This is a genomic window from Pseudophaeobacter sp. TrK17, from assembly GCF_042192375.1.
Lineage (GTDB): Bacteria > Pseudomonadota > Alphaproteobacteria > Rhodobacterales > Rhodobacteraceae > Pseudophaeobacter.
In genome coordinates, this window is record NZ_CP071700.1 from 4,056,960 (window position 1) to 4,077,688 (window position 20,729).

Annotated in this window: 18 protein-coding genes, 1 tRNA gene and 2 riboswitches; of the genes, 9 read left to right on the forward strand and 10 right to left on the reverse strand. The window is 60.2% G+C overall.

All coding sequences use genetic code 11. The annotated features are described in order from the left end of the window. The first annotated feature begins 141 nt into the window (after positions 1–141). The gene (locus JZI28_RS19355) at positions 142–1,830 is read left to right on the forward strand and encodes a DUF427 domain-containing protein (RefSeq protein ID WP_375698657.1); all 1,689 of its coding nucleotides are present in this window, start codon (positions 142–144) and stop codon (positions 1,828–1,830) included. 226 nt (positions 1,831–2,056) lie between these two features. On the opposite strand, the gene JZI28_RS19360 is transcribed toward JZI28_RS19355, so the two are convergent. Together JZI28_RS19360 and JZI28_RS19365 are read right to left on the reverse strand one after the other, a co-directional pair. Next, a complete protein-coding gene (locus tag JZI28_RS19360) occupies positions 2,057–3,100 on the reverse strand; it encodes an ACP S-malonyltransferase (RefSeq protein ID WP_375698658.1) in 1,044 nt (347 codons plus the stop codon). Next, complete coding sequence (locus JZI28_RS19365; RefSeq protein ID WP_375698659.1) at positions 3,097–5,286, reverse strand: thiamine pyrophosphate-dependent enzyme; 2,190 nt, start codon at positions 5,284–5,286, stop codon at positions 3,097–3,099. The genes JZI28_RS19360 and JZI28_RS19365 overlap by 4 nt, the downstream gene beginning before the upstream one ends. 446 nt (positions 5,287–5,732) lie before the next feature. Here JZI28_RS19365 and JZI28_RS19370 point away from each other — a divergent pair, with 446 nt between their 5' ends. Next, on the forward strand, positions 5,733–6,341 hold the full coding sequence (locus JZI28_RS19370) for a 3'-5' exonuclease (protein ID WP_375698660.1): 609 nt from the start codon (positions 5,733–5,735) through the stop codon (positions 6,339–6,341). Between the two features lie 125 nt (positions 6,342–6,466). Next, the gene (locus tag JZI28_RS19375) at positions 6,467–7,180 is read left to right on the forward strand and encodes a substrate-binding periplasmic protein (protein ID WP_375698661.1); all 714 of its coding nucleotides are present in this window, start codon (positions 6,467–6,469) and stop codon (positions 7,178–7,180) included. Positions 7,181–7,443: 263 nt separating this feature from the next. On the opposite strand, the gene JZI28_RS19380 is transcribed toward JZI28_RS19375, so the two are convergent. Further along, positions 7,444–7,519: transfer RNA gene (locus tag JZI28_RS19380), tRNA-Lys, on the reverse strand. A 201-nt stretch (positions 7,520–7,720) separates the two neighbouring features. On the opposite strand from JZI28_RS19380, the gene dapF reads away from it, so the two are divergent. Next, a complete protein-coding gene (dapF, locus tag JZI28_RS19385; protein ID WP_375698662.1) occupies positions 7,721–8,545 on the forward strand; it encodes a diaminopimelate epimerase in 825 nt (274 codons plus the stop codon). 1 nt (position 8,546) lies between these two features. Then, positions 8,547–9,803: a tRNA (N(6)-L-threonylcarbamoyladenosine(37)-C(2))-methylthiotransferase MtaB gene (mtaB, locus tag JZI28_RS19390; protein ID WP_375700130.1), complete on the forward strand. Its 1,257-nt coding sequence runs from the start codon at positions 8,547–8,549 to the stop codon at positions 9,801–9,803. Between the two features lie 157 nt (positions 9,804–9,960). Here the strand turns inward: mtaB and JZI28_RS19395 are convergent, their stop codons facing one another. The 4 genes from JZI28_RS19395 to JZI28_RS19410 all read right to left on the reverse strand — a co-directional run bounded on the left by JZI28_RS19395 (position 9,961) and on the right by JZI28_RS19410 (position 13,484). Beyond that, the gene (locus JZI28_RS19395; RefSeq protein ID WP_297338920.1) at positions 9,961–10,752 is read right to left on the reverse strand and encodes a cytochrome c1; all 792 of its coding nucleotides are present in this window, start codon (positions 10,750–10,752) and stop codon (positions 9,961–9,963) included. A 17-nt stretch (positions 10,753–10,769) separates the two neighbouring features. Beyond that, complete coding sequence (petB, locus tag JZI28_RS19400) at positions 10,770–12,101, reverse strand: cytochrome b (RefSeq protein ID WP_295449167.1); 1,332 nt, start codon at positions 12,099–12,101, stop codon at positions 10,770–10,772. Between the two features lie 12 nt (positions 12,102–12,113). Continuing rightward, entirely contained in the window at positions 12,114–12,674 is a 561-nt protein-coding gene (gene petA, locus JZI28_RS19405) for a ubiquinol-cytochrome c reductase iron-sulfur subunit (protein WP_295449171.1), read from the reverse strand. Positions 12,675–12,881: 207 nt separating this feature from the next. Continuing rightward, complete coding sequence (locus tag JZI28_RS19410) at positions 12,882–13,484, reverse strand: glutathione S-transferase (protein WP_375698663.1); 603 nt, start codon at positions 13,482–13,484, stop codon at positions 12,882–12,884. 149 nt (positions 13,485–13,633) lie between these two features. Further along, positions 13,634–13,839, forward strand: a riboswitch (FMN riboswitch). Between the two features lie 86 nt (positions 13,840–13,925). Here JZI28_RS19410 and JZI28_RS19415 point away from each other — a divergent pair. Further along, entirely contained in the window at positions 13,926–14,366 is a 441-nt protein-coding gene (locus tag JZI28_RS19415) for a 6,7-dimethyl-8-ribityllumazine synthase (RefSeq protein WP_349387156.1), read from the forward strand. A 57-nt stretch (positions 14,367–14,423) separates the two neighbouring features. On the opposite strand, the gene JZI28_RS19420 is transcribed toward JZI28_RS19415, so the two are convergent. The 3 genes from JZI28_RS19420 to thiB are packed head-to-tail and all read right to left on the reverse strand — an operon-like array spanning position 14,424 to position 17,615. Continuing rightward, positions 14,424–15,116, reverse strand: coding sequence for an ATP-binding cassette domain-containing protein (locus JZI28_RS19420; protein ID WP_375698664.1), 693 nt, complete (start codon positions 15,114–15,116; stop codon positions 14,424–14,426). Further along, positions 15,103–16,659 carry a thiamine/thiamine pyrophosphate ABC transporter permease ThiP gene (locus tag JZI28_RS19425; protein ID WP_375698665.1) on the reverse strand — a complete coding sequence of 519 codons (1,557 nt, stop codon included), beginning with the start codon at positions 16,657–16,659 and terminating at the stop codon, positions 15,103–15,105. Before JZI28_RS19425 ends, JZI28_RS19420 begins: the two co-directional genes overlap by 14 nt. Next, positions 16,635–17,615, reverse strand: a complete 981-nt coding sequence (gene thiB, locus JZI28_RS19430) for a thiamine ABC transporter substrate binding subunit (RefSeq protein WP_375698666.1) — start codon at positions 17,613–17,615, stop codon at positions 16,635–16,637. The genes JZI28_RS19425 and thiB overlap by 25 nt, the downstream gene beginning before the upstream one ends. Positions 17,616–17,647: 32 nt before the next feature. Beyond that, positions 17,648–17,744: riboswitch (TPP riboswitch) on the reverse strand. A gap of 252 nt (positions 17,745–17,996) precedes the next feature. Between thiB and aroC the strand changes: the two genes are divergently transcribed. From aroC to JZI28_RS19445, 3 genes are read left to right on the forward strand one after another with little or no spacing between them, the layout of a single operon-like run. Continuing rightward, positions 17,997–19,103, forward strand: coding sequence for a chorismate synthase (aroC, locus tag JZI28_RS19435; protein WP_375698667.1), 1,107 nt, complete (start codon positions 17,997–17,999; stop codon positions 19,101–19,103). Beyond that, positions 19,100–19,786, forward strand: coding sequence for an HD domain-containing protein (locus JZI28_RS19440; protein WP_375698668.1), 687 nt, complete (start codon positions 19,100–19,102; stop codon positions 19,784–19,786). The genes aroC and JZI28_RS19440 overlap by 4 nt, the downstream gene beginning before the upstream one ends. After that, positions 19,783–20,727: an AEC family transporter gene (locus JZI28_RS19445; protein ID WP_375698669.1), complete on the forward strand. Its 945-nt coding sequence runs from the start codon at positions 19,783–19,785 to the stop codon at positions 20,725–20,727. Before JZI28_RS19440 ends, JZI28_RS19445 begins: the two co-directional genes overlap by 4 nt. Positions 20,728–20,729 lie beyond the last annotated feature (2 nt).

The window sequence follows — 20,729 nt, forward strand, 5'->3', positions numbered from 1 at the left end:
ATCCTTCCAGCCACTGGATATTCACCTCCAAAGCCCCACATATAGGGCTGCCTCCCTGTGGGAGGCGCCCTGGGGTGTCTCTCGTTGCGTCCGGGGCTCAACAGACCTCTCGGCGTCGGGGGGACAAGAGGATCGCCCCGAATGAACGCACATGTTCCGCCTCCCCCCAACAGTGCCGGCCCCAACAGTACCGGGCCACAAAATCGCGGCCCGCAAAATCATGGCTATGGCATTCTGGTCGAGCCCCTGCGCGGCGAGGTTCAGGTGCGGCGCGGTGGTTGCCTTTTGGCCAAAAGCACCCGCGCGCGGGTGATGTATGAAACCCGGGTACAGCCAACCATCTACATTCCGCGCGATGATCTCGTGGTGGATCTCTCCAAAAAAGTGGGTCTGCAGACCTTCTGTCCCTTCAAAGGCACCGCCTGCTACCATGACCTGAAACTAGAGGATGGTCGCGTCGACAACGCCGTCTGGATCTATGAGAACACCCTGCCAGAGGCCTCACAGATCGCGGGCCATGTGGGCTTCGTCTCTGATCCTGACACCCTGATCGACCTTGGCTCGAATCAGATTGCGCCACCTGAATATGGCAATATCTCCGGTCCGTTGGTCGACTGGCTGCTACGTGAGGCTGCCTTTTTACCCACCCCAGCAGAGTTTACCAAGGCCTTTGCTGAAAAGCTGCTTGAGCAAGGCGTGAACCTGTCGCGCCTATCGGTACTGGCCTGGTCCTTGCACCCACAAATCGCGGGGAAAAACTTCATCTGGCAGAAGGCCACAGATGAGGTGACGACCTATGCGCCCAGCTATGAAATCTACGAACACCCCGCCTATAATGCCAGCCCGTTGCGCCATGTCTCCAAAGGTCTGGGCGGTGTGCGCCATCGTATCGACACCGAAGACAGCGACGATGCCTTCCCCATCCTCAGCGACCTGCGCGCCGCCGGGGCAACGGATTATGTTGCCATGCCGCTGCCCTTCTCGGATGGGCGAATCAATGTGCTCACCGTGGCCTCGGATCACCCAAATGGGTTCTCTACCGCCAATCTGGGTCTGATCTTTGAATGTTCCGCCGTGGTGGCGCGCTACTATGAGGTCTTCATGCAGCGCGAAAACGCCCAATCCCTGCTGGAAACCTATGTGGGCAAACGCACCGGTGAACGGGTTTTGGGCGGCAAGATCCGCCGCGGTGAAGGCGATGAGATCGACGCCGCCATCATGTTCTGCGATCTACGTGGCTCGACCCTTCTGGAGGAGCAGCTGGGGCGGCATGACTATATCAAGCTGCTGAATGCGTTTTTCGACACCGCCTCTACCATCGTGCATGACAATGGCGGCGAAGTGCTGAAATTCATCGGCGACGCGGTTCTGGCCGTGTTTCCCGCCGGCGAGGAGAGCGGTCAGGATGCAGATCAGGCCCGTGCTCAGGCGCTGAAGTCCGCCCGCAGTATTGTCCCGGCTCTGGCGGAGGTCGCAGCCGAGCATGACCTGCCTGAACTCAAATGTGCCAGCGGTATTGCCTATGGCACCGTGACCTATGGCAATGTCGGCTCGCGGGAGCGGCTGGATTTCACCGTCATTGGCCAGGCTGCCAATATCGCGGCCCGCCTTGGCGACTATGGCAAGACGCTGGGCCATCAGATCGTGGTCAGCCAGAACTCGCTGCCAGGCTCCTGCCAAAACGCCACACCTCTCGGTGCCTTGAGCCTGCACAATGTCAGCCAACCAGTCGAAAGCTACGCTCTCGCGCCCTTCCTCACCGCGCCAGACCGTAAGCCCCAGCCCGAACCAGGTGGCCCACCGCCCGTTCCCATCAAAGTCATCAAATAGCTGCGCAATTGAAGTTGCCCAAAATAGACGGGATCACAAGGCGCACCGCCTGCCGCAGGTGCTGGCGCGCCGCCCGGAACGGGCGGCGCCGGGCCCAAGGGCCGGGTGGTTTTGCGTCAGTAAAACAGGCCCGGCGCGCGGGAGCCCCCCCCTTGCCTGTCAGGCTGTCCGCTTACCTGATCCGACTGGTTTGACCATCTCAAACCGGACAGCAGCGACAGCCTACCTACGAAGCAGGAGCAGTCGCCACAGATCGTTGCCTATCATCCCCCATGGAGATCAACAGCGGCTCTTCTGCCTGCCGCGCCTTGAACGCCGCCTTGTCCGTCATACCCCGCCAATCCTGATGCACCAGCGATTGCGCCACAGCCCCACCCAGCGTGGTGCCAGGGCCGGTGACGATAAACAGATCCGGCGCAAATTCCTGCGCTGCGATCTGCACTGCGCGGGTGAAATCATAGCTCTCCACCACCTGATGCCCCAGGGTATAGTCCCAAAGACTGGCCAGATCAGTAGACCCCGGCTGCCAGATTGCCCCGCGCCCATCCACCAGCGGCACTGCGGGCTGCGTCAGCATGGCGCCATCCAGGCGTTTGCGCCCCTCAGCGGCCACCGGCGCCTGTAGCGCTGTGTGAAATCCGGCGTGGTTGGCCAGCCGCATGGGGAAACGATCTGCGATTTGCGGCACCGCAGCTTCAAAGGCAGCCAGACCAGCGTCATCTCCGGCCAGCACCAGCATCCCCCCCAGATCAATCGACAGCGCCAGAACATGCCCGGTGCGGCCGTTAATCTGCGCCACCAGCGCCAAAAGCTCGGCCTTGCGCTGCAGATCTGGGCGCCAGTCATCACCGGTAAAGGGATAGACCAGCTGCCCGCCGATCAGATGCTCCTGCATCAAGGTCCCCATGGTGTTCACCAACTCAAACCCATCCTGCGCCGCCAGCGCCCCGGCGGCTGCCAGCGCGATATACCAGCCCATGGAGTTGCCAGTGACCGCAACCACCTCGATATCCTCCGCCAGTGACTGCGAATCCGCCAAAGCGCTGGCATAGATCAGCGGCGAGGCAATATCCCCGCGCGAGTATTTCCCTACCGAAAACCGCGTTGCCCCATCCAGGGCGGTGACCTCTTCCTGTCCCAATGCGGCCCGCGCCGCGTCAAAACCCGCAAACAGCGCCGCCTTATCAGCGTGATGGCGGTGCAGATAGCCCAGCTCGGGCTTGTTGTAGGTGCCCCGGCCGGGGCAGATCAGAACGGCGGTGCGGGTCATGGTTTTGCTCCTACCAGGTCCAGGGCTGCGGCAAGAATGCTGTCTTTTGAGGGCAGCGTGGCGGCATAGGCCGGGCCGGTGGCGATGAAACAATCCTCGGCGGCGATGCGCGCGGCAGGACGGTCTCTGGCCTCCGTAAACAGTGCCATCAGCGCCTCGGATTGACTGCCGGTGGTGCGACATTCATCGACGATCAGCACATGTTTGCAGCTCTTGGTCGCTTCCAGCAGCGCCTCTGCCGGCAGCGGTGCCAGCCAGCGCAGATCAACAATGCGGGTCTTTATGCCCCGCGCCTCCAGCTCGGCCTGGGCCTGGGTCGACAGATAGCGCCCATTGCCATAGGTCACGATGGCAAGATCCGTCCCCGCCCCATGCTGACCCACCTCACCCAAAGCGATGCTTTGATCAGGGGCTGGGTAGGTCCGCATCCAGCCGCCATCCTTGGCCGCGTGCAGGTCCCGCATCGGGTAGAGCGCGATTGGTTCGACAAAAACCACTACCCGCTGTTCTTCACGCGCCAGTCGAACGGATTCGCGCAACATCATCGCCGCCTCGGCCCCATCCGACGGACAGGCAATCACGATCCCCGGAATGTCGCGCAACACCGCCAATGAGTTGTCATTGTGGAAATGGCCACCAAAACCCTTTTGATAGCCCAGGCCCGCAATGCGCAGCACCATCGGGTTGCTGAACTGACCATTGGAGAAAAACGGCAGGGTTGCCGCCTCGCCGCGCAGCTGGTCTTCGGCATTGTGCAGATAGGCCAGGAACTGAATCTCCGGCATCGGTACAAAACCATTGTGCCCCATGCCAATGGCCAGTCCCAGAATCGACTGCTCATCCAGCAGCGTATCAATCATCCTGTCCCGGCCAAAGCGCTGGTGCAGCTTTTGGGTGACGCCGTAAACGCCACCCTTACGGCCCACGTCTTCGCCCATCATGACGATCTCGCTATGCGCCAGCATCAGATCGGTCAGCGCCCAGTTTATCAGCCGCGACATCGGCTGCGGCTCGGACATCGCCCGCATATCGCCGCCAAAAGCAGTGGCGCGGTCCGCTGCGCTGGGTCCATTGCTGGCAGCGCAGGCGCGGGTGGGCGGGATCAGGCTGGCCGCAACATCGGCGCCGCTTTGCAGATGCGGACGTGTCACCACCTCGGCGCGGATACGTTCCACCCGGGCACAGGTCTCGGTGTAGATCGTCAGCGCCTCTGCCCGGGGCAAAGCGCCGGCCTGGTCCAACAGGCGCACCGAATGCAGCAGCGGATCATTGGCCTCGTCTGCCTCGACCTCGGATTTGGGCAAATAGGTTGTTGGCACATCCGCGCCGGCATGACCGTAGAGCCGCACAGTGCGTAGATGCAAAAAGGCGGGTTTCTTGCGGCGGCGCACATAATCGGCGGCCTCTTGTGCCACCGCATGGGCCGCGTAGATATCCAGCCCGTCCGCCTTGAAGTATTTGATACCGGGGCGGGCGCGCATCGAGGTCTCGATCCAGCCCTGGGGTGTCTTGGTCGAAATGCCGATGCCGTTGTCCTCACAGACAAACAACAGCGGCAGCGGCGTTGACTGCACCGAGGTCCAGCCGGCCGTGTTGATCGCCCCCTGCGCGGTGGAGTGATTGGCAGAAGCATCGCCAAAAGAACACATGACAATACTGTCGTCGCGCATGAGCTGATGTTCGGGCGCATGGCGTTTGGCAGCACCGATGGAATAGGCAGCACCTACCGCCTTGGGCAGGTGGCTGGCGATGGTCGAGGTCTGCGGCGGGATCATCAGCGCCTTTGACCCCAGCACCTTATGCCGCCCGCCCGAGGTTGGGTCCTCAGATGAACAGGCAAAGGACAAGAGCATATCCCAGGCAATGCGTTGTCCCGGCACCTGATCGGCGCGGGAAATCTGAAAGGCGGCATCGCGGTAGTGCAAAAACGCCATATCATCGGGGCGCAGCGCACGGGCAACCGCCGCCATGCCCTCATGCCCGGAAGAGCCGATGGTATAAAACCCCTGGCCCGCCTTTTGCATCGCCCGGCTGGTAATATCCAACGCCCGGCTCAGCACCTGTGCCCGGTAGATCCCCACCGCCTGCTCAGGTGCCAGCCCCGCCGCTGGCGCCGCGCCCTGCGGCAGGGCGCCGGAGGCAACCCGATCCAGGAAGTTTTGATGCACGATCTGAGCGCGGTCCATTGGCTATCCCTTTGTCTGTTTCGTCCCAGTTATCAGGCAAACCAGACATGAATTCCAATGAGATTATCAGCCCAATTCATGCGATTTTGGCATGGATTGGGCTGTCGTGCCCCTACAGCTTGACCTGCCAGCCTTGGATCGCCATGAACGGTGGTGAGTTTCTTTTTGTCACCAGAGCGCCTCATCATCGGGCAACTCATCAACCCTGGAAACAGGGTGCGATGCCGCCAGCGGACCGATCATTCCAACACAAGGATCAAAATGCCCCGCGCCGAATCCTCTTACCGGCCTACCCTTGTCGATATGGCTCTCAGAACTTTGTGGGAACAGGAGTTCCACGGGGTCGCCATAGGGCGACAGAAGCGACAGCGCGGCGCTGCACCAACAGTGCCGCCTTCTGCTGTCACTGCGTGCCTATCGTCTTGGCATTGATGGGGCCGAATGAAATGATCGGTTATTCAACCGCCGCAGCCCTGCCGGCTGGCCCCTTTCGGTTCATCGCTCTGGATGTGGAAACCGCCAGCCGTGACAGCGCCAGCATCTGCCAGATCGGCATTGCCTGTGTGCGTGCGGACAGCCACATCGAAACCTACACAACCTATGTAAACCCCGAGCAAAGCTTTGCCGCCTTCAACACCGAATTACACGGCATTGATGCAGCAACTGTCGCCCAGGCCCCCTGCTTTCCAGAGGCATGGGAACTGCTGAAGCCGCTGTTAGAACTACATCATCTGGTGCAGCACAGCAGCTTTGACAGCAGGGCCATCAGCGCAGCTTGCCGTGCCTATCGCCTGCCCAATGCAGATCTAAGCTGGAGCGACAGCGTCAAGATTGCCCGCCGGGCCTGGCCTGAGTTCAAAGGCAACGGTGGGCACGGGCTGGGCAACCTAAAAAGGGAACTGGGGCTGCCGTTTCAACACCACGACGCCGGGGAAGATGCCCGCGCCGCGGCGCAGGTGGTCCTGCTGGCGGAAGACCGGCTGGGCAAGAGCTTTGATGCGATCAGCGGCACCGCGCGCAAAGCACAGTTCAATCTCCCGCTTGATCCCCCCTAAGACGCAGCCAATGAAGCCTGCCCCAAAGACACTCCACCAAGGGATTCACCAGAAATTCAGGGAAACCCTATAGCGTTGCTCCCGCAATGAATGCCCAAACAGGGCGACAAATCGCGGAGATACGTATGAAGTTAATTGGTAAAACCCTGACCCTCGCGGCAGCGGTTGTGTGTACTGCGTCCCTCATGGCGTCAAAAACAATGGCGGAGCCTGTGCAACTCACCACCCTGGAATGGCCGCCCTATGTGAATTCCGATGGATCTGGGACCAGCACCGACCGGGTTATCGAAATTCTGAGCGGCGCCGGCATCGAAACCACCGTGCAGGTCTTCCCCTGGAACCGTGCGGTGAACCTGGCCGCCAAAGACCCGGCGTGGCTTGGCGTCTATCCAGAATATTACTCCGAAGCGGATGATGCCGACAAAGGTGGCGATCGCTGCCTGTATTCCAAATCCTTTGGCACCAGCCCGGTTGGCTTTGCCCAGCGGATCGACGCGCCGATCACCTGGTCTGACCACGCCGACCTGACCAGCTACACCATTGGTGTGGTGTCCGGCTATCTGAACGAGGCCCGTTTCGACGCCATGGTCGCCAATGGGGAACTCCAAACCCAGGAAGTGACCGCCGATGACGCAAACCTCAAAAAGGTTGCCGCTGGTCGCATCGATGCCGCTGTGATCGACCGCGAAGTCATGGCGCACCTGCTTGCCGATATGCCCGCGCTTGCTGAACGACTGGAGTTCAACCCCGTCCCATTGGCGGAACATGGGCTTCATATCTGCTTTGAAAACTCAGACGCAGGCCGCGCATTGCGGGACCAGTTCAACGCCGCATTCTAAGCCGCGCCTTGTTATTTGAAGATGCGAAAAGCCCGTGTGTAGGGCTTTTCGTCCCCCTTGCTGCGCTCTTACCAGTCGTGCCTATTCTAATCCATTGGTGGTATTTTTGAGCCTGACAAATCACGCTGCCACTGTTGGTCAATCGTGAAAACTCAGAAGTTTGTACCCTGTACAACCCCACCCCGGTTTCCCATGAGACGTTCTTCTGCACCGTGCTGAAAAAGAGAAAGCCTCAGGCGTTTCCGCCTAAGGCTTTGATAAAGTGGTGAGCCGTGATGGGTTCGAACCATCGACCTACTGATTAAAAGTCAGTTGCTCTACCAGCTGAGCTAACGGCCCACTTTATAGTCGCGGTCTAAGTGATTTATCCAAGAGGATCAAGCGCTTAATTTGCTATCGTCTGGCCAGTCCGTGTCGTTCTTGCCGTTCCGATTGGCGGCTATCTACGGTTCGCGGGGGAACGGGTCAAGCCCTTTTTTGAACTTTATGCGTCACAGACTGGATTCATTTTCACCACAGGTCTATATGGCCGATATGAGCATGTATTCAGAACCCCTTTTTCCCTTCATGAAGATGCACGGGCTGGGCAACGACTTTGTTGTTGTTGACGCGCGGAGCAATCGATTGGAAATCACCCCCGCCCTGGCGCGGGGAATCGCCCATCGTCAATTTGGCGTTGGCTTTGATCAGTTGGCGCTGATTGAACAGGGAAAGGGGGACGCGCATCTCACCTTTTACAACGCCGATGGCTCCACCTCAGCGGCCTGTGGCAATGCCACCCGCTGCATTGCCCGCCACCTGATGCAGGAAAGCGGCAAGACCGATCTGCACCTCACCACTGATCGCGGCGATCTATTCGCCTGCGACGTCGGCGGCGGGCTCACCTCGGTCAACATGGGGCAACCGCAGCTGGACTGGCGCGACATTCCCTTGCGGGAAGAAACCGACACCCTGGAGTTGCCCATCGAGGGCGCCCCAACCGCCACCGGTATGGGCAACCCCCATTGCACCTTCTTTGTCGAAGATGCCGATCTCATCCCGCTCTCAGAGTTTGGCCCCAGATACGAACATCACCCGCTTTACCCGCAGCGCACCAATGTGCAGGTCGCCCATCTTGTTGGCCCCAATCACATCCGCATGCGCGTCTGGGAACGCGGTGTGGGCGTTACCCTGGCCTCTGGCTCTTCCTCCTGCGCAACCGCCGTGGCCGCCGCCCGACGCGGCCTGACGGGGCGCAAGGTCCAGATTGATCTGGACGGTGGCACACTCTGGATCGACTGGCGCGGCGATGGCGTCTGGATGACCGGACCGACCATGCATGTCTTCACCGGCAGTTTCACCGCCGCTTTTCTCGAAAGTCTCTGACATGTCAGCGCCAAAGTTCACCACACTCGGCTGCCGTCTCAACGCCTATGAGACCGAAGCAATGAAAGAGCTGTCTCAGGCCGCTGGCCTGGAAAATCTGGTGGTGGTGAATACCTGCGCCGTCACCGCAGAGGCGGTGCGCAAATCCCGCCAGGAAATCCGCCGCCTGCGCCGCGACAACCCAGAGGCCCGCATCGTGGTCACCGGCTGCGCGGCCCAAACCGAACCCGAAACCTTTGCACAGATGTCAGAGGTCGATACCGTTCTGGGCAATACCGAAAAAATGCAGCCAGAAACATGGCATGGCATGGCCGCCAATTTCATCGGCGAGACGGAAAAGGTCCAGGTCGATGACATCATGTCGGTAACCGAAACCGCCGGCCACCTGATCGACGGCTTTGGCACCCGCAGCCGCGCCTATGTGCAGGTGCAAAATGGCTGTGATCACCGCTGTACCTTCTGCATTATCCCCTATGGTCGCGGCAATTCCCGCTCCGTGCCCGCCGGGGTGGTGGTGGACCAGATCAAGCGGCTTGTGGACAAGGGCTATAACGAAGTGGTGCTGACCGGCGTTGACCTCACCAGCTGGGGTGCCGATCTGCCTGCGCAGCCAAAACTGGGCGATCTGGTGATGCGGATCCTCAAACTGGTGCCGGACCTGCCGCGCCTGCGCATTTCCTCCATTGATTCGATCGAAGTGGATGACAACCTGATGCAGGCCATCGCCACGGAACCGCGTCTGATGCCGCATCTGCATCTGTCGCTGCAACATGGCGACGACATGATTCTTAAACGTATGGCCCGGCGCCACCTGCGCGACGACGCCATCCGGTTCTGCGAAGAGGCCCGGCGCCTGCGCCCCGATATGACCTTTGGCGCCGATATCATCGCCGGCTTTCCCACCGAAACCGAGGCGCATTTTGAAAACTCACTGGCGCTGGTCGAAGACTGTCATCTTACATGGCTGCACGTCTTTCCCTATTCAAAACGAGAGGGCACGCCTGCGGCCAAGATCCCCAAACAAATCAACGGCAACACCATCAAGCAACGCGCCGCCAGACTGCGCGCAGCTGGTGACGCCCAAGTCCAGAAACACCTCGCCACCCAGATCGGCAAAACCCATCAGGTCTTGATGGAAAACCCCCATATGGGTCGGACCGAACAGTTCACCGAAGTGAAATTCTCCAAACCCCAGAGCGAAGGCAAAATCGTCTCCACCCACATCCTCGGTATCAACGATACCCATCTCACCGCCTGAGCCCCCCACCTTTCATCTTGCACTAAATACCTCGGGGTGAATGGGCGTTCACGCCCAGAGGGGCAGCGCCCCTGCGCCCCGCAGCCGCCTGATCAAACAAAAAGGCCCCCGCAAGGTGACTTGCAGGGGCCGTTTTATGTCTGGTGAAATCAGCCTATCAGGCGGATTTTTTACCCTTGTGCGGTGCCCAGAGCTGTTTGTTGGTCAGATAAAGCAGAACCGACAGAACGGTCAGGATCAGCACCCCAACAAAACCGCTTTGCTTGCGGGCCATCATCTTGGGCTCGGCGGTCCACATCAGGAACGCCGCAACATCCTGCGCCATGTGATGCACGGTGTTGTCATGGCCATCGGCAAATTCAACCTGCTCATCCGACAGCGGCGGCGCCATCGAGATCCAGCCACCCGGGAAGGCGGTGTTCTCATAAAACAGGGTGCCTGCCTCTTCCTTTTCCTCACCGGTATAGCCGTCCAGCAAGGAGGCGATGTATTCCGCGCCACCGATGCCTTTGAACAGCTGGTTCATACCGGACCCATAGGGGCCGTGGAAACCGGCGCGAGCCTTGGCCATCAGGCTCAGGTCAGGGGCGCCGGCGGCGGTATTGGCAGGGAAGTGATCTACCGGCTTGGCAGGGACATCCTCGTCCAGTTCCGGGTCATAGACGGTAAAGTTCTCAGCCGCATAGGCGCGCACCTGATCGGCAGGCAGTGCAGGACCACCCTCGTCAGCAAGGGTGCGCAGGGGTACGAACTTCAGCCCGTGACAGGCAGAGCAGACTTCGGTGTAGATCTGCAAGCCGCGCTGCAGCTGATTTTGATCATAGGCGCCAAATGGTCCCTCAAACGAGAACTGAAAGTCCTCGACGTGGCCGCTGCCACCTGCCGCATGAGATGCGACAGGGGCAAGGGCCAGAGCGAAGGCGGCACCGATTGCGAGTTTCTTCAACATTGGTAGCTGTCCTTCTCTTACTCGGCAGGAGTGGCTGCGTCAGATTTCTCGCCATAGTGAGCGTCGAAATCTTCTTCGATTGTAGCAGGCTCTGCCAATGGCTTCTCGATGACACCCAGGATCGGCAGGATCACCAGGAAGTAGCCGAACCAATAGGCCGATGCGATCAACGAGAACGATGCATAGGGCTCTTCTGCCGGCATCGCGCCCAGCCACATCAGGGCAAAGAAGTCAAAGATCAGCAGATAGAACCACCATTTGAACATCGGGCGATAACGACCCGACCGCACCCGGCTGGTGTCCAGCCAAGGCACCAGCGCCATTACGGCGATCGCGCCAAACATCGCCAGAACCCCAAAGAACTTGGCGTCGACAATGCCACCGGTCACAAAGGATGCAATCTGAACAACCCAGACTTCCGAGGTGAAGGCCCGCAGGATCGCGTAGAACGGCAGGAAGTACCATTCAGGAACGATATGCGACGGCGTCACCAGTGGGTTTGCCTCGATGTAGTTATCGGGGTGGCCCAGGTAGTTTGGCATAAAGCCGACGATGGCCCAGAAGATCACCAGAACCACGGCCAGACCGAGGAAGTCCTTGATCACAAAATAGGGCCAGAACGGCAGGGTGTCTTTTTTAACTTCCTCTTTCGAGCCCTTGCGCACATCAACACCGGTTGGGTTGTTGTTGCCGGTGGTGTGGAAGGCCCAGATATGGACCACAACCAGCGCCGCAATAACAAAAGGCAGCAGATAGTGCAGCGAGAAGAAGCGGTTCAGGGTGGCGTTGTCCACCGCAGGTCCGCCCAGCAGAAATGTCTGCAGTGCTTCACCCACAAAAGGAATGGCGCCAAACAGGCCGGTGATCACGGTCGCGCCCCAGAAGGACATCTGACCCCAGGGCAAAACATAGCCCATGAACCCGGTGGCCATCATCAACAGGTAGATGATCATGCCGATGATCCAGGTGATCTCACGTGGGGCCTTGTAAGAACCGTAGAAGAGACCGCGGAAGATGTGGATGTAGACCGCCACAAAGAACAGCGAGGCGCCGTTTGCGTGCAGGTAGCGCAGCATATAGCCGCCATTCACGTCGCGCATGATGTGCTCAACGCTGGCAAAAGCCATGTCGGCATGCGGGGTGTAGTGCATCACCAGGACGATACCGGTGACAATTTGCATCACCAGGCAGAAGGCCAGAACAATGCCCCAGATCCACCACCAGTTCAGGTTTTTGGGGGTAGGGATCATGATGGTGTCGTAGATCAGACCGACGATGGGCAGGCGGCTATGCAGCCACTTTTCTGCGCCTGTCTTCGGCTCGTAATGGTCGTGCGGAATACCGGACATATGTTAGTCTCCTTATCCCAGCTTGATGGTTGTTGCGTCGGTGAACTCAGCGACGGGCACGTGCAGGTTCTGGGGCGCGGGGCCTTTGCGGATCCGGCCAGCGGTGTCGTAGTGCGACCCGTGACAGGGGCAGAACCAACCGTTGAAATCGCCCGAACCATCGCCCAGCGGCACACAGCCGAGGTGGGTGCAGACACCCATCATCACCAGCCACTCGCCGTTTTCATCCATGGTGCGGTTTTGGTCCGCAGCATCGGTGCCAGGCTTGTTGGGGTTTTCCGAAGCGGTATCGATCAGGCCCGCAACATCAACCGCGCGGCCTTCGTCGATCTCAGCCTGGGTACGACGACGGATGAACACGGGTTTCCCCAAGAACATCACACTAATTTGCGTTCCAACTTCTACACCGCTGACATCCACGAGAATCGAGGACAAAGCTTTGACGTCAGCCGAGGGGTTCATCTGATTGACCAGGGGCCATACAGCGGCACCCGCAGTCACTGCCCCGGCGCCGGCAGTGGCGTAGTAGAGGAAATCTCTCCGGGTTCCTTCGTTGTCTTCTGCGTGGGACACGAGGTTTTCTCCATTTCCAGCGCCCGTTTAGGGCAAACATGCGCATGCACCACGATAAACGCGGTGACTCAGGCGGGTCATAGCTGGGTGAGGCGCTTTCGTCCAGCGGTCAAAGCCGCACAGGGCACTCCAGTTTGAAGTTTCTTTCAAACGGCGCTCTCAAAGCCACAGCAGACCTGCCTCAGCCCCTGCATTTTAAAGAAAGAATTAACCCTCCGGCGGCCGCGTAGCCTGCATGGAAGGCCGCGATTCGAAATCCCTGAACCAATCTGCCAGAGCCTCGTTTCCAACCCGCCAACCGGCGTCGGGATGCCTGAAATCCAGGTAAGAAAGCGCACAGCCCACTGCGATTTGCCCCATATCCAAAGGCCCCTGCAGGTGGCTCATCCAGCGCGCATTGAGCGCCGCACAGGCTCCTAGAGCTTTGCCTAGCTGGGCCTGGATCCACTCGGGGGATTGCTGTGCCTCGGGGCGCAGGCGCTTTTCATAGGTCATCAGAACGGCGGCATCCATCATGCCATCGGCAGTGGCTTCCAGGACTTTGCTATCCCAGCGCGCCGCATATAGCCCAGCCTCGGCGCGTGCATCGAGGTATTCGCAAATCACCCGGCTGTCATACAGCGCCGGCCCGTCATCGCGTTCCAACGCCGGGATTTTTGCCAGCGGATTGCTGGCCTGGACATCTGAACTGGGGGCATAGGGCGTGGTTGCAACATTGTGTATTTCCACACTGTCCAGGGTCCCCGTCTCGTGCAGCAGGACCATCACCTTGCGAACGAAGGGGGAAGTCGGGGCATAATGCAGTTTCATCGCGCTCTCCTTGTCGATTGGCCGCAGCCTAGCTGTTTGGTGTCAAATGGAAAGCCCGCACGCACAAAGGCTGTGCGCGCATTGCAAGTCGCCCTACGTCATATCTGTGCTTCACATCTTGCGCACCGTGCAACTTCTTGGCAATGTCGCGCTGTTCTCAGGGCGGGGCGAAATTCCCCACCGGCGGTATGCAAGGGAGTTTCCTTTTGCGAGCCCGCGAGCGGCTTTTGTCGTCTCCACGATCCAAAAAGTGGGAACCGGTTTTTGGATAAATTGTGGAACATGGGCAAAAGTGTCAGCAGATCTGGTGTGATTCCAGAGCCGACGGTCATAGTCCGGATGGAAGAGAACGTGCGACAGGAGTGCTTTTGGCTATGGCCAGGTGCGCCCATGCCGTTCGTTATCGCCTTGGGTGACGTGTCAAACCTATAGGAGATACCAATGACACACACCCGCTACGCCTTTATCAAGGCACAATGGCATGCCGATATCGTAGATCAGGCTTTGCTTGGCTTCACCCAACTTATCCCCGCCGAACAGGTAGATGTCTTTGACGTGCCCGGCGCGTTTGAAATGCCGCTGATGGCCCAGGATCTGGCCAAAACAGGCCGCTACACCGCCATCGCCTGCGCCGCTTTTGTGGTCGACGGCGGCATTTACCGCCATGATTTTGTTGCCCAATCCGTGGTTGACGGATTGATGCGTGTGGGCCTGGATACTGGCGTGCCAGTGCTGTCGGTCTCATTGACGCCGCATCAGTATCAGGAAACCGATCACCACAACGCCATCTATCAGGCGCATTTTATCGACAAGGGCCGCGAAGCTGCCCAGGCGGCGCTGATGCTCGCCAAATCGCGCCAAACTCTAGCCGTTGTCGCCTGATATCGAACCTGATCCTGCAAACGGCAGTGGGCCTACGCTTGGTCCACTTGCCTGCCCCTAGCCCAGATAGGTCTTCAGCGCCGGGGGCGGATTATCCAGCAGCGCCGCCGTGGCCTGTGGAGGCTGCGCTTCCCCCTCGGCCACCAGAACCACCTGTTCAGCGATGCGGCGGGCGTCTTTGGGGTCATGGCTGACCATCAGCACCGTGGCGCCGGTCTCATCGGCAATTTCCGCCACCAGATCCAGCATTTCGTCCTTCAAGGCAGGCCCAAGGGCGGCAAAGGGTTCATCCAGCAGCAAGATATCGCGCCGCTGCAGCAAAACCCGCGCCAGAGCCACCCGGCTTTGTTGGCCACCGGACAGGGCCGCCGGTTTGCGTGCCGCCAGATCCGCCAGCCCAACGCGGCTCAACGCATTCTGCACCTGGGCGTGTTCTGCACTGGACAGGCGCAGATTGGCCCGCAGCCCCAGACCCGCATTCTGCGCCACGGTAAGATGGGGAAACAGGTTGCCATCCTGAAACAGCATCGCCACAGGGCGCTGCCCTGGTCGCAAATTCGTCAGATCTTCGCCCTGCCAAAGAATACGCCCCTGAGGCAGCGGTAAAAACCCGGCAATCGCCTCAATCAGGGTGGATTTTCCCGCCCCCGAGGGGCCGATAATGGCCAGCTTTGCCCCCTTGTTGATCTCAAGATCCGCCCGCAGGATGAAGGCACCATTTGCTATTTCACAGCTTTCAAGCCTCAGCATGCCAACGACCTCCGCGATCCAGTATCCAAAATGCGCCCATCGACAGCAACAGCAACAACAGCGCTGCCCCGGCTGCCGCCTGCATCTGATAGGCTCCCATCAGGCGGTAGACCTGCAACGGCAGGGTGGCCACCTCGGGGTCGGCAAACAGGGTGATAACGCCCAGATCCCCCATCGACAGCGCCGCTGCCAGCCCGGCGGCAAAGCCAATCTGCGCCCGCATCCGTGGCAGGAACACCCGCCACAAAAACGGCCCGCCTGCCATATCCAACGACATCGCTAACCGACCATAGCGCATCATCACCTCGCGGGCCTGCGGCACCAGAATACGCAGGGCAAAGGGCAGTGCCATCACTGCATTGACCAGCGCCGTCACCGGCAACGCCAATGCAAAGGGATCAGCAACAGGGTAGATCACGATAAACAACCCCGTACCAATAACCAGGGGCGAGGCTGCCAGTCCCAAAATGCCCGCGACCTCAATCAATGTGCTGCGCCCCATCGCCACCGCCGCCGCCATCGGCAGTGCCAATAATAGCAACACTAGGGTACTGAGACCAGCTACCAGCACCGAGGTCAGCGCCGCCATCCAAACCCCAGCGTTCAGCAGCAACAAACCAGAGACCCCAGAGACAACAACCGCCGACAAGGGCAGGATCAAAAACAGCGCCGCACCAACAATCCAGGCTACATCCAGGCCACGCGCCAGAGGGGCATCCCCATCCCAACGCCGCAAAACCCGGTCCAGCCCAGCGCCGGCGCCATCATTGTCAGCCACCCGCAGCGCCACAAAAGCAGCCCCCCCGGTCAGCACCAGTTGCAGTGCTGACAACAGCGCCGCCCGACCAAGATCAAAATCAAACCGAAAGGCCTGATAGATGGCCAGCTCGATCGTGGTGGCCCGCGGGCCACCGCCCAGCGTCAGCGCCACGGCAAAGCTCGACAGGCAAATGGCAAACACCACCGCCAGGGCACCGGGCACCACCCGCCGCAGCATCGGCGCTTCCAGCAGCTGCCACATGGCACGCGGGCCGGCGTTCAGCTGCGCCGCCAGACGAAACCGTTCCGCCGGGATCTCCTGCCAGCCCTGCAAAATCAACCGTGTCGCCAGCGGCAAGTTGAAAAACACATGCGCCAAGACCACCCCATGCAGCCCATAGATCTGCAAGGGCTCCAGCCCAAAGAACATCAACAGCTGGCTGATCCAGCCCGCCCGGCCAAAAACGCTCAGCAATCCCAGGATGGCCACGATCACCGGCAGAATAAACGGCGCCCCCAGCAGCGTGATCAATGCGCTGCGGCCAAAGAACCGCCGCCGCGCCAGAGCCCGCGCCAGGCCAATCGCCAGGCCAACGCTTGTGACTGCCGACAATATCGCCTGGGTCAGGGTAAACCGCAGCGCCGCCCAGTCACTGGCGGCAAAGCCCCGACCGGTCTCGGCGCGCAATGCCACCGCCGCAAGCGTCCCCAGGATCAGCGCGGCCACAAACAGGGCCGCGCCAGCACCGGGAAGCGCGCTTATTGGCTCAGCGCGTCGAGCCATTCGCCCAATGCACCGTCGCGCAGCGCTGCAGCCTCATCCGCTGGCAAAAGCAGCGATTTGACCGGGGTAATCAGGGTCTCAAACCCCTCAGGCAGGCCGCTCGCTGGGGTTACCGATGGATACATCCAGTTGGTGGTGGGGATCACTGACTGAAACCCCTCAGAGACCATGAACTGCATAAAGTCACGCGCCAGCTCTGGTTGGTCGCTGGCCGCCAAAACGCCAGCAACTTCAACCTGCATGTAATGGCCTTCATCAAAGGCGGCAGCAGCTTTTGTGGCGTCTTCTTCGGCAATCAGATGATAGGCCGGCGAGGTGGTATACGAGAGCACCATGTCGGCCTCTCCATCCAGAAACAGACCGTAGGCTTCGGACCAACCTTTGGTCACGGTCACCACATTGTCCGCCAGCTCCGCCCAGATCGCCGGAGCGTCGTCGCCATAGGCCGCCTTGACCCACATCAGCAGGCCCAGCCCTGGCGTCGATGAGCGCGGATCCTGAATGACGATTTTCATGTCGCTGGCGCCCAGCGCCTTGAAATCCGTCGGCACGGACACCGCATCTGCGTTGTGCACAAAGGCAAAATAGCCCCAGTCATAGGGGGCAAAGGTTGCGTCTTCCCAGGCCAGGGGCAGGCTGTAATCCGCCGTCACACCGTGTTCGGCAAACAGCCCGGTTGCCGCCGCAGCCGCCGTCAGGTTGGTATCCAGCCCCAACACCACATCCGCGTCCGAGCGCGCGCCCTCCAGTTTGACCCGCGCCAGCAGTGCCGCGCCATCGCCGGCAGCAACCAGTTTCAGATCACAGTCACACTGGGCCTCAAAGGCTTTTTCCACCGCAGGACCAGGGCCCCAGTCGGAAACAAAGCTGTCATAGGTATAGACAGTCAGCTCGGGCGTATCAGCATATGCTGCCGACACTCCCAATAGTGCTGCTGCAAAAACAGAATACTTCATGGCATCCTCCTTTGCGGCATCGGGCAAGGGTGGAGCAACTCCGAAACCTTCCCTCCGCCGGTTCTAGCCGGTTCAGGTTCAACGGGTCTGTTCTCAGCCTGGATCTCCCAAGCACCCCGAGGTGCCCTCTGTCCTAGGTCTCAACCACCCTAAAGGCAAGCCCAACCCTGCACCCACCTGACCGCCCCGCACCCGCGCCAAGTTCACCTTTCCCCGGCTGCATTTGACCAAAAACACCCCGAGGGTGTCGCCAACGGCGGCGGCAGCGGCGCCCCCTTTGGCATCTCTTCTTAATGGCACGCTGGGGACATCGAACCGCAATACCCCTTGAGCCACGGGCCGCGCCTCGCTAAGCACAACGCGCAAAGGAGATCCCAGCACATGTCGATGAACAGCTTTGGCCATCTTTTCCGCGTCACCACCTGGGGCGAAAGCCACGGACCGGCGCTGGGGGCAACCGTGGACGGCTGCCCACCAAATGTTCCGCTGGACCCTGAGATGCTCCAGCAATGGCTGGACCGACGCCGCCCCGGCCAGAACAAGAACACCACCCAGCGCAACGAACCCGACGCGGTGAAGATCCTGTCCGGCGTCTTCGACGGCAAAAGCACCGGCACGCCAATCCAGCTGATGATCGAAAACACCGATCAGCGCTCCAAGGACTATGGCGATATCGCCCAGACCTTCCGCCCCGGCCATGCCGACATCACCTATTTCCAGAAATACGGCAATCGCGACTATCGCGGCGGCGGTCGCTCCTCGGCCCGCGAAACTGCAGCGCGCGTAGCTGCGGGTGGCGTCGCACGTGAAGCCATCAAGGCGCTGGTCCCGGATCTGCAGATCACCGGCTACATGACCCAGATGGGGGAGATGGAGATCGACCGCTCCCGCTTTGACTGGGAAGCGATCGGCCAGAATGATTTCTGGATCCCCGATGCCGGTGCGGTGCAAGACTGGGAGGATTACCTCCAGGGCTTGCGCAAAGCCCATGATTCCGTTGGCGCCGTGGTCGAAGTGGTCGCCCGTGGAGTGCCCGCCGGTATCGGCGCGCCGGTCTATAATAAGCTCGACACCGATCTGGCAGCCGCCATGATGTCGATCAACGCCGTCAAAGCGGTGGAGATTGGCGAAGGCATGAATGCCGCCCGTCTGAAGGGCTCGCAAAACGCCGATGAAATCTTCATGGGCAACGATGGTCAGCCGGTCTATTCCTCCAACCATGCAGGTGGCATTCTGGGGGGGATCTCTACCGGCCAGGATGTTGTGGTACGCTTTGCCGTCAAACCGACCTCTTCGATCCTGACGCCACGCCAGTCAATCCGCAAGGATGGCACCGCCGCCGAGGTGATCACCAAGGGACGCCATGATCCCTGTGTTGGCATCCGCGCCGTGCCGGTGGCCGAGGCAATGATGGCCTGTGTGATCCTGGACCATCTGCTGCTGCATCGCGGCCAGATTGGCAGCAACCAGGGCCATATCGGCGCATGAGCCTGACCCAGCTGCAGATCCAGCTCCGCCGCATCTCAGAGGTGCAGATGGCGCAGGATCCGGCCCATGACATCGCTCATCTTGATCGGGTCTGGGCCAATGCGCAGCGGATTGCCCGTGACGAAAACGAAAAATCCCCAAACCGGGCCAACCTGCGGATACTGATCGCCGGGGCCTATCTGCATGATCTGGTCAACCTGCCAAAGGATCACCCCCAGCGCGAGACGGCCTCAAAGCTGTCGGCGGAAAAATCGGAGCCTATTCTGCAGGGTTTGGGCTATAGCGGCGATGAAATCACCGCCGTGCAACACGTGATCGAAGCCCATAGCTTTTCCGCCGGCTTGCCCGCCAACAGTCTGGACGCTCTGATCCTGCGCGATGCGGACCGGCTGGATGCCTTGGGCGCTGTTGGCATCGCGCGCACCTTCATGGTGGCGGGGACAATTGACCGGCCGCTCTGTGATCCTGATGATCCCTTTGCCGCCAACCGGCCGTTGGATGATCAGATCTGGTCGATTGATCATTGGCATCTGAAACTGTTGAAACTTCCCGGTGATATGGCCACCGACAAGGGCCGCAAGATCGCCCGCAAACGCGCGCGGCTGATGCTGGCCTATCTGCGGCAACTGGCCAAGGAAATGGACACCGAGCTGCCAGACCACTGGGCGGCGCTGCTGAAATGATCGACATTCTCGCCATCACCTTTCCCATCTACGTCGCCCTGGCACTGGGCTATCTGGTGGTCTGGAAAGGTTGGTTCAGCCCGGGCGATATGCGCGTACTAGGCCGCTATGTGATGAATATCGCCCTGCCTGCCTTGATCTTTTCCGCGGTAGCGGCACGCAGCCCGGTGGAGGTTTTTCAACCCGGATATGTCGTGGTCTATGCCCTTGGCGGGCTGGCAACGGTGATGCTGTCCTATCTGTTGTTCACGCTGCGCGGCACCGACCCCAAACGCCGCGCCCTGGGGGCCATGGGCTCCACCTGCCCCAACAATGCCTTCGTTGGCTATCCGATCATGCTACTGGCCTTTCCTGACCAGGCCGGGATCATTCTGGCGCTGAACCTGCTGGTGGAAAACCTGCTGTTGGTCCCGGTCTGCCTGATTTTGGTGGAGCTGGCAGGCAAAGGCGTTGATCAGCCGTTGCTGCCACGACTGCGACGTATCCTGCTGGATCTGGCCAAAATGCCCATGCTTATCGGTCTCGCCCTGGGGCTGGTGGTGTCGATTATTGGTATAGCGCTGCCCGGCCCCCTTATGCGGTCTATTGATATGTTTGCTGTCTCTGCTGGGGCTGTTGCGCTGATCGTCATAGGCGGCTCGCTTGTCGGGCTGCCGCTGCATGGCAATCGCTCGCTTGCGGCACAGATCAGTGCCTCCAAACTGCTGTTGCATCCAGCCCTGGTCGCGCTGGTGGCTGCCGTCCTGTTGGCACTGGGGCTGATCACCCTGCCACCCGCGCTGCACAGCGCGGTTATCCTGTCGGCGGCGATGCCGATGTTTGGCATCTATACCGTCCTGGCCCAGCGCCAGGGGTTGGAGGGCGCCGCCAGTCTGGCCATGCTCACCGGGACCAGCTGCGCCTTTGTTACGCTAACTGGTTTGTTGTGGGTTTTGACCTGACA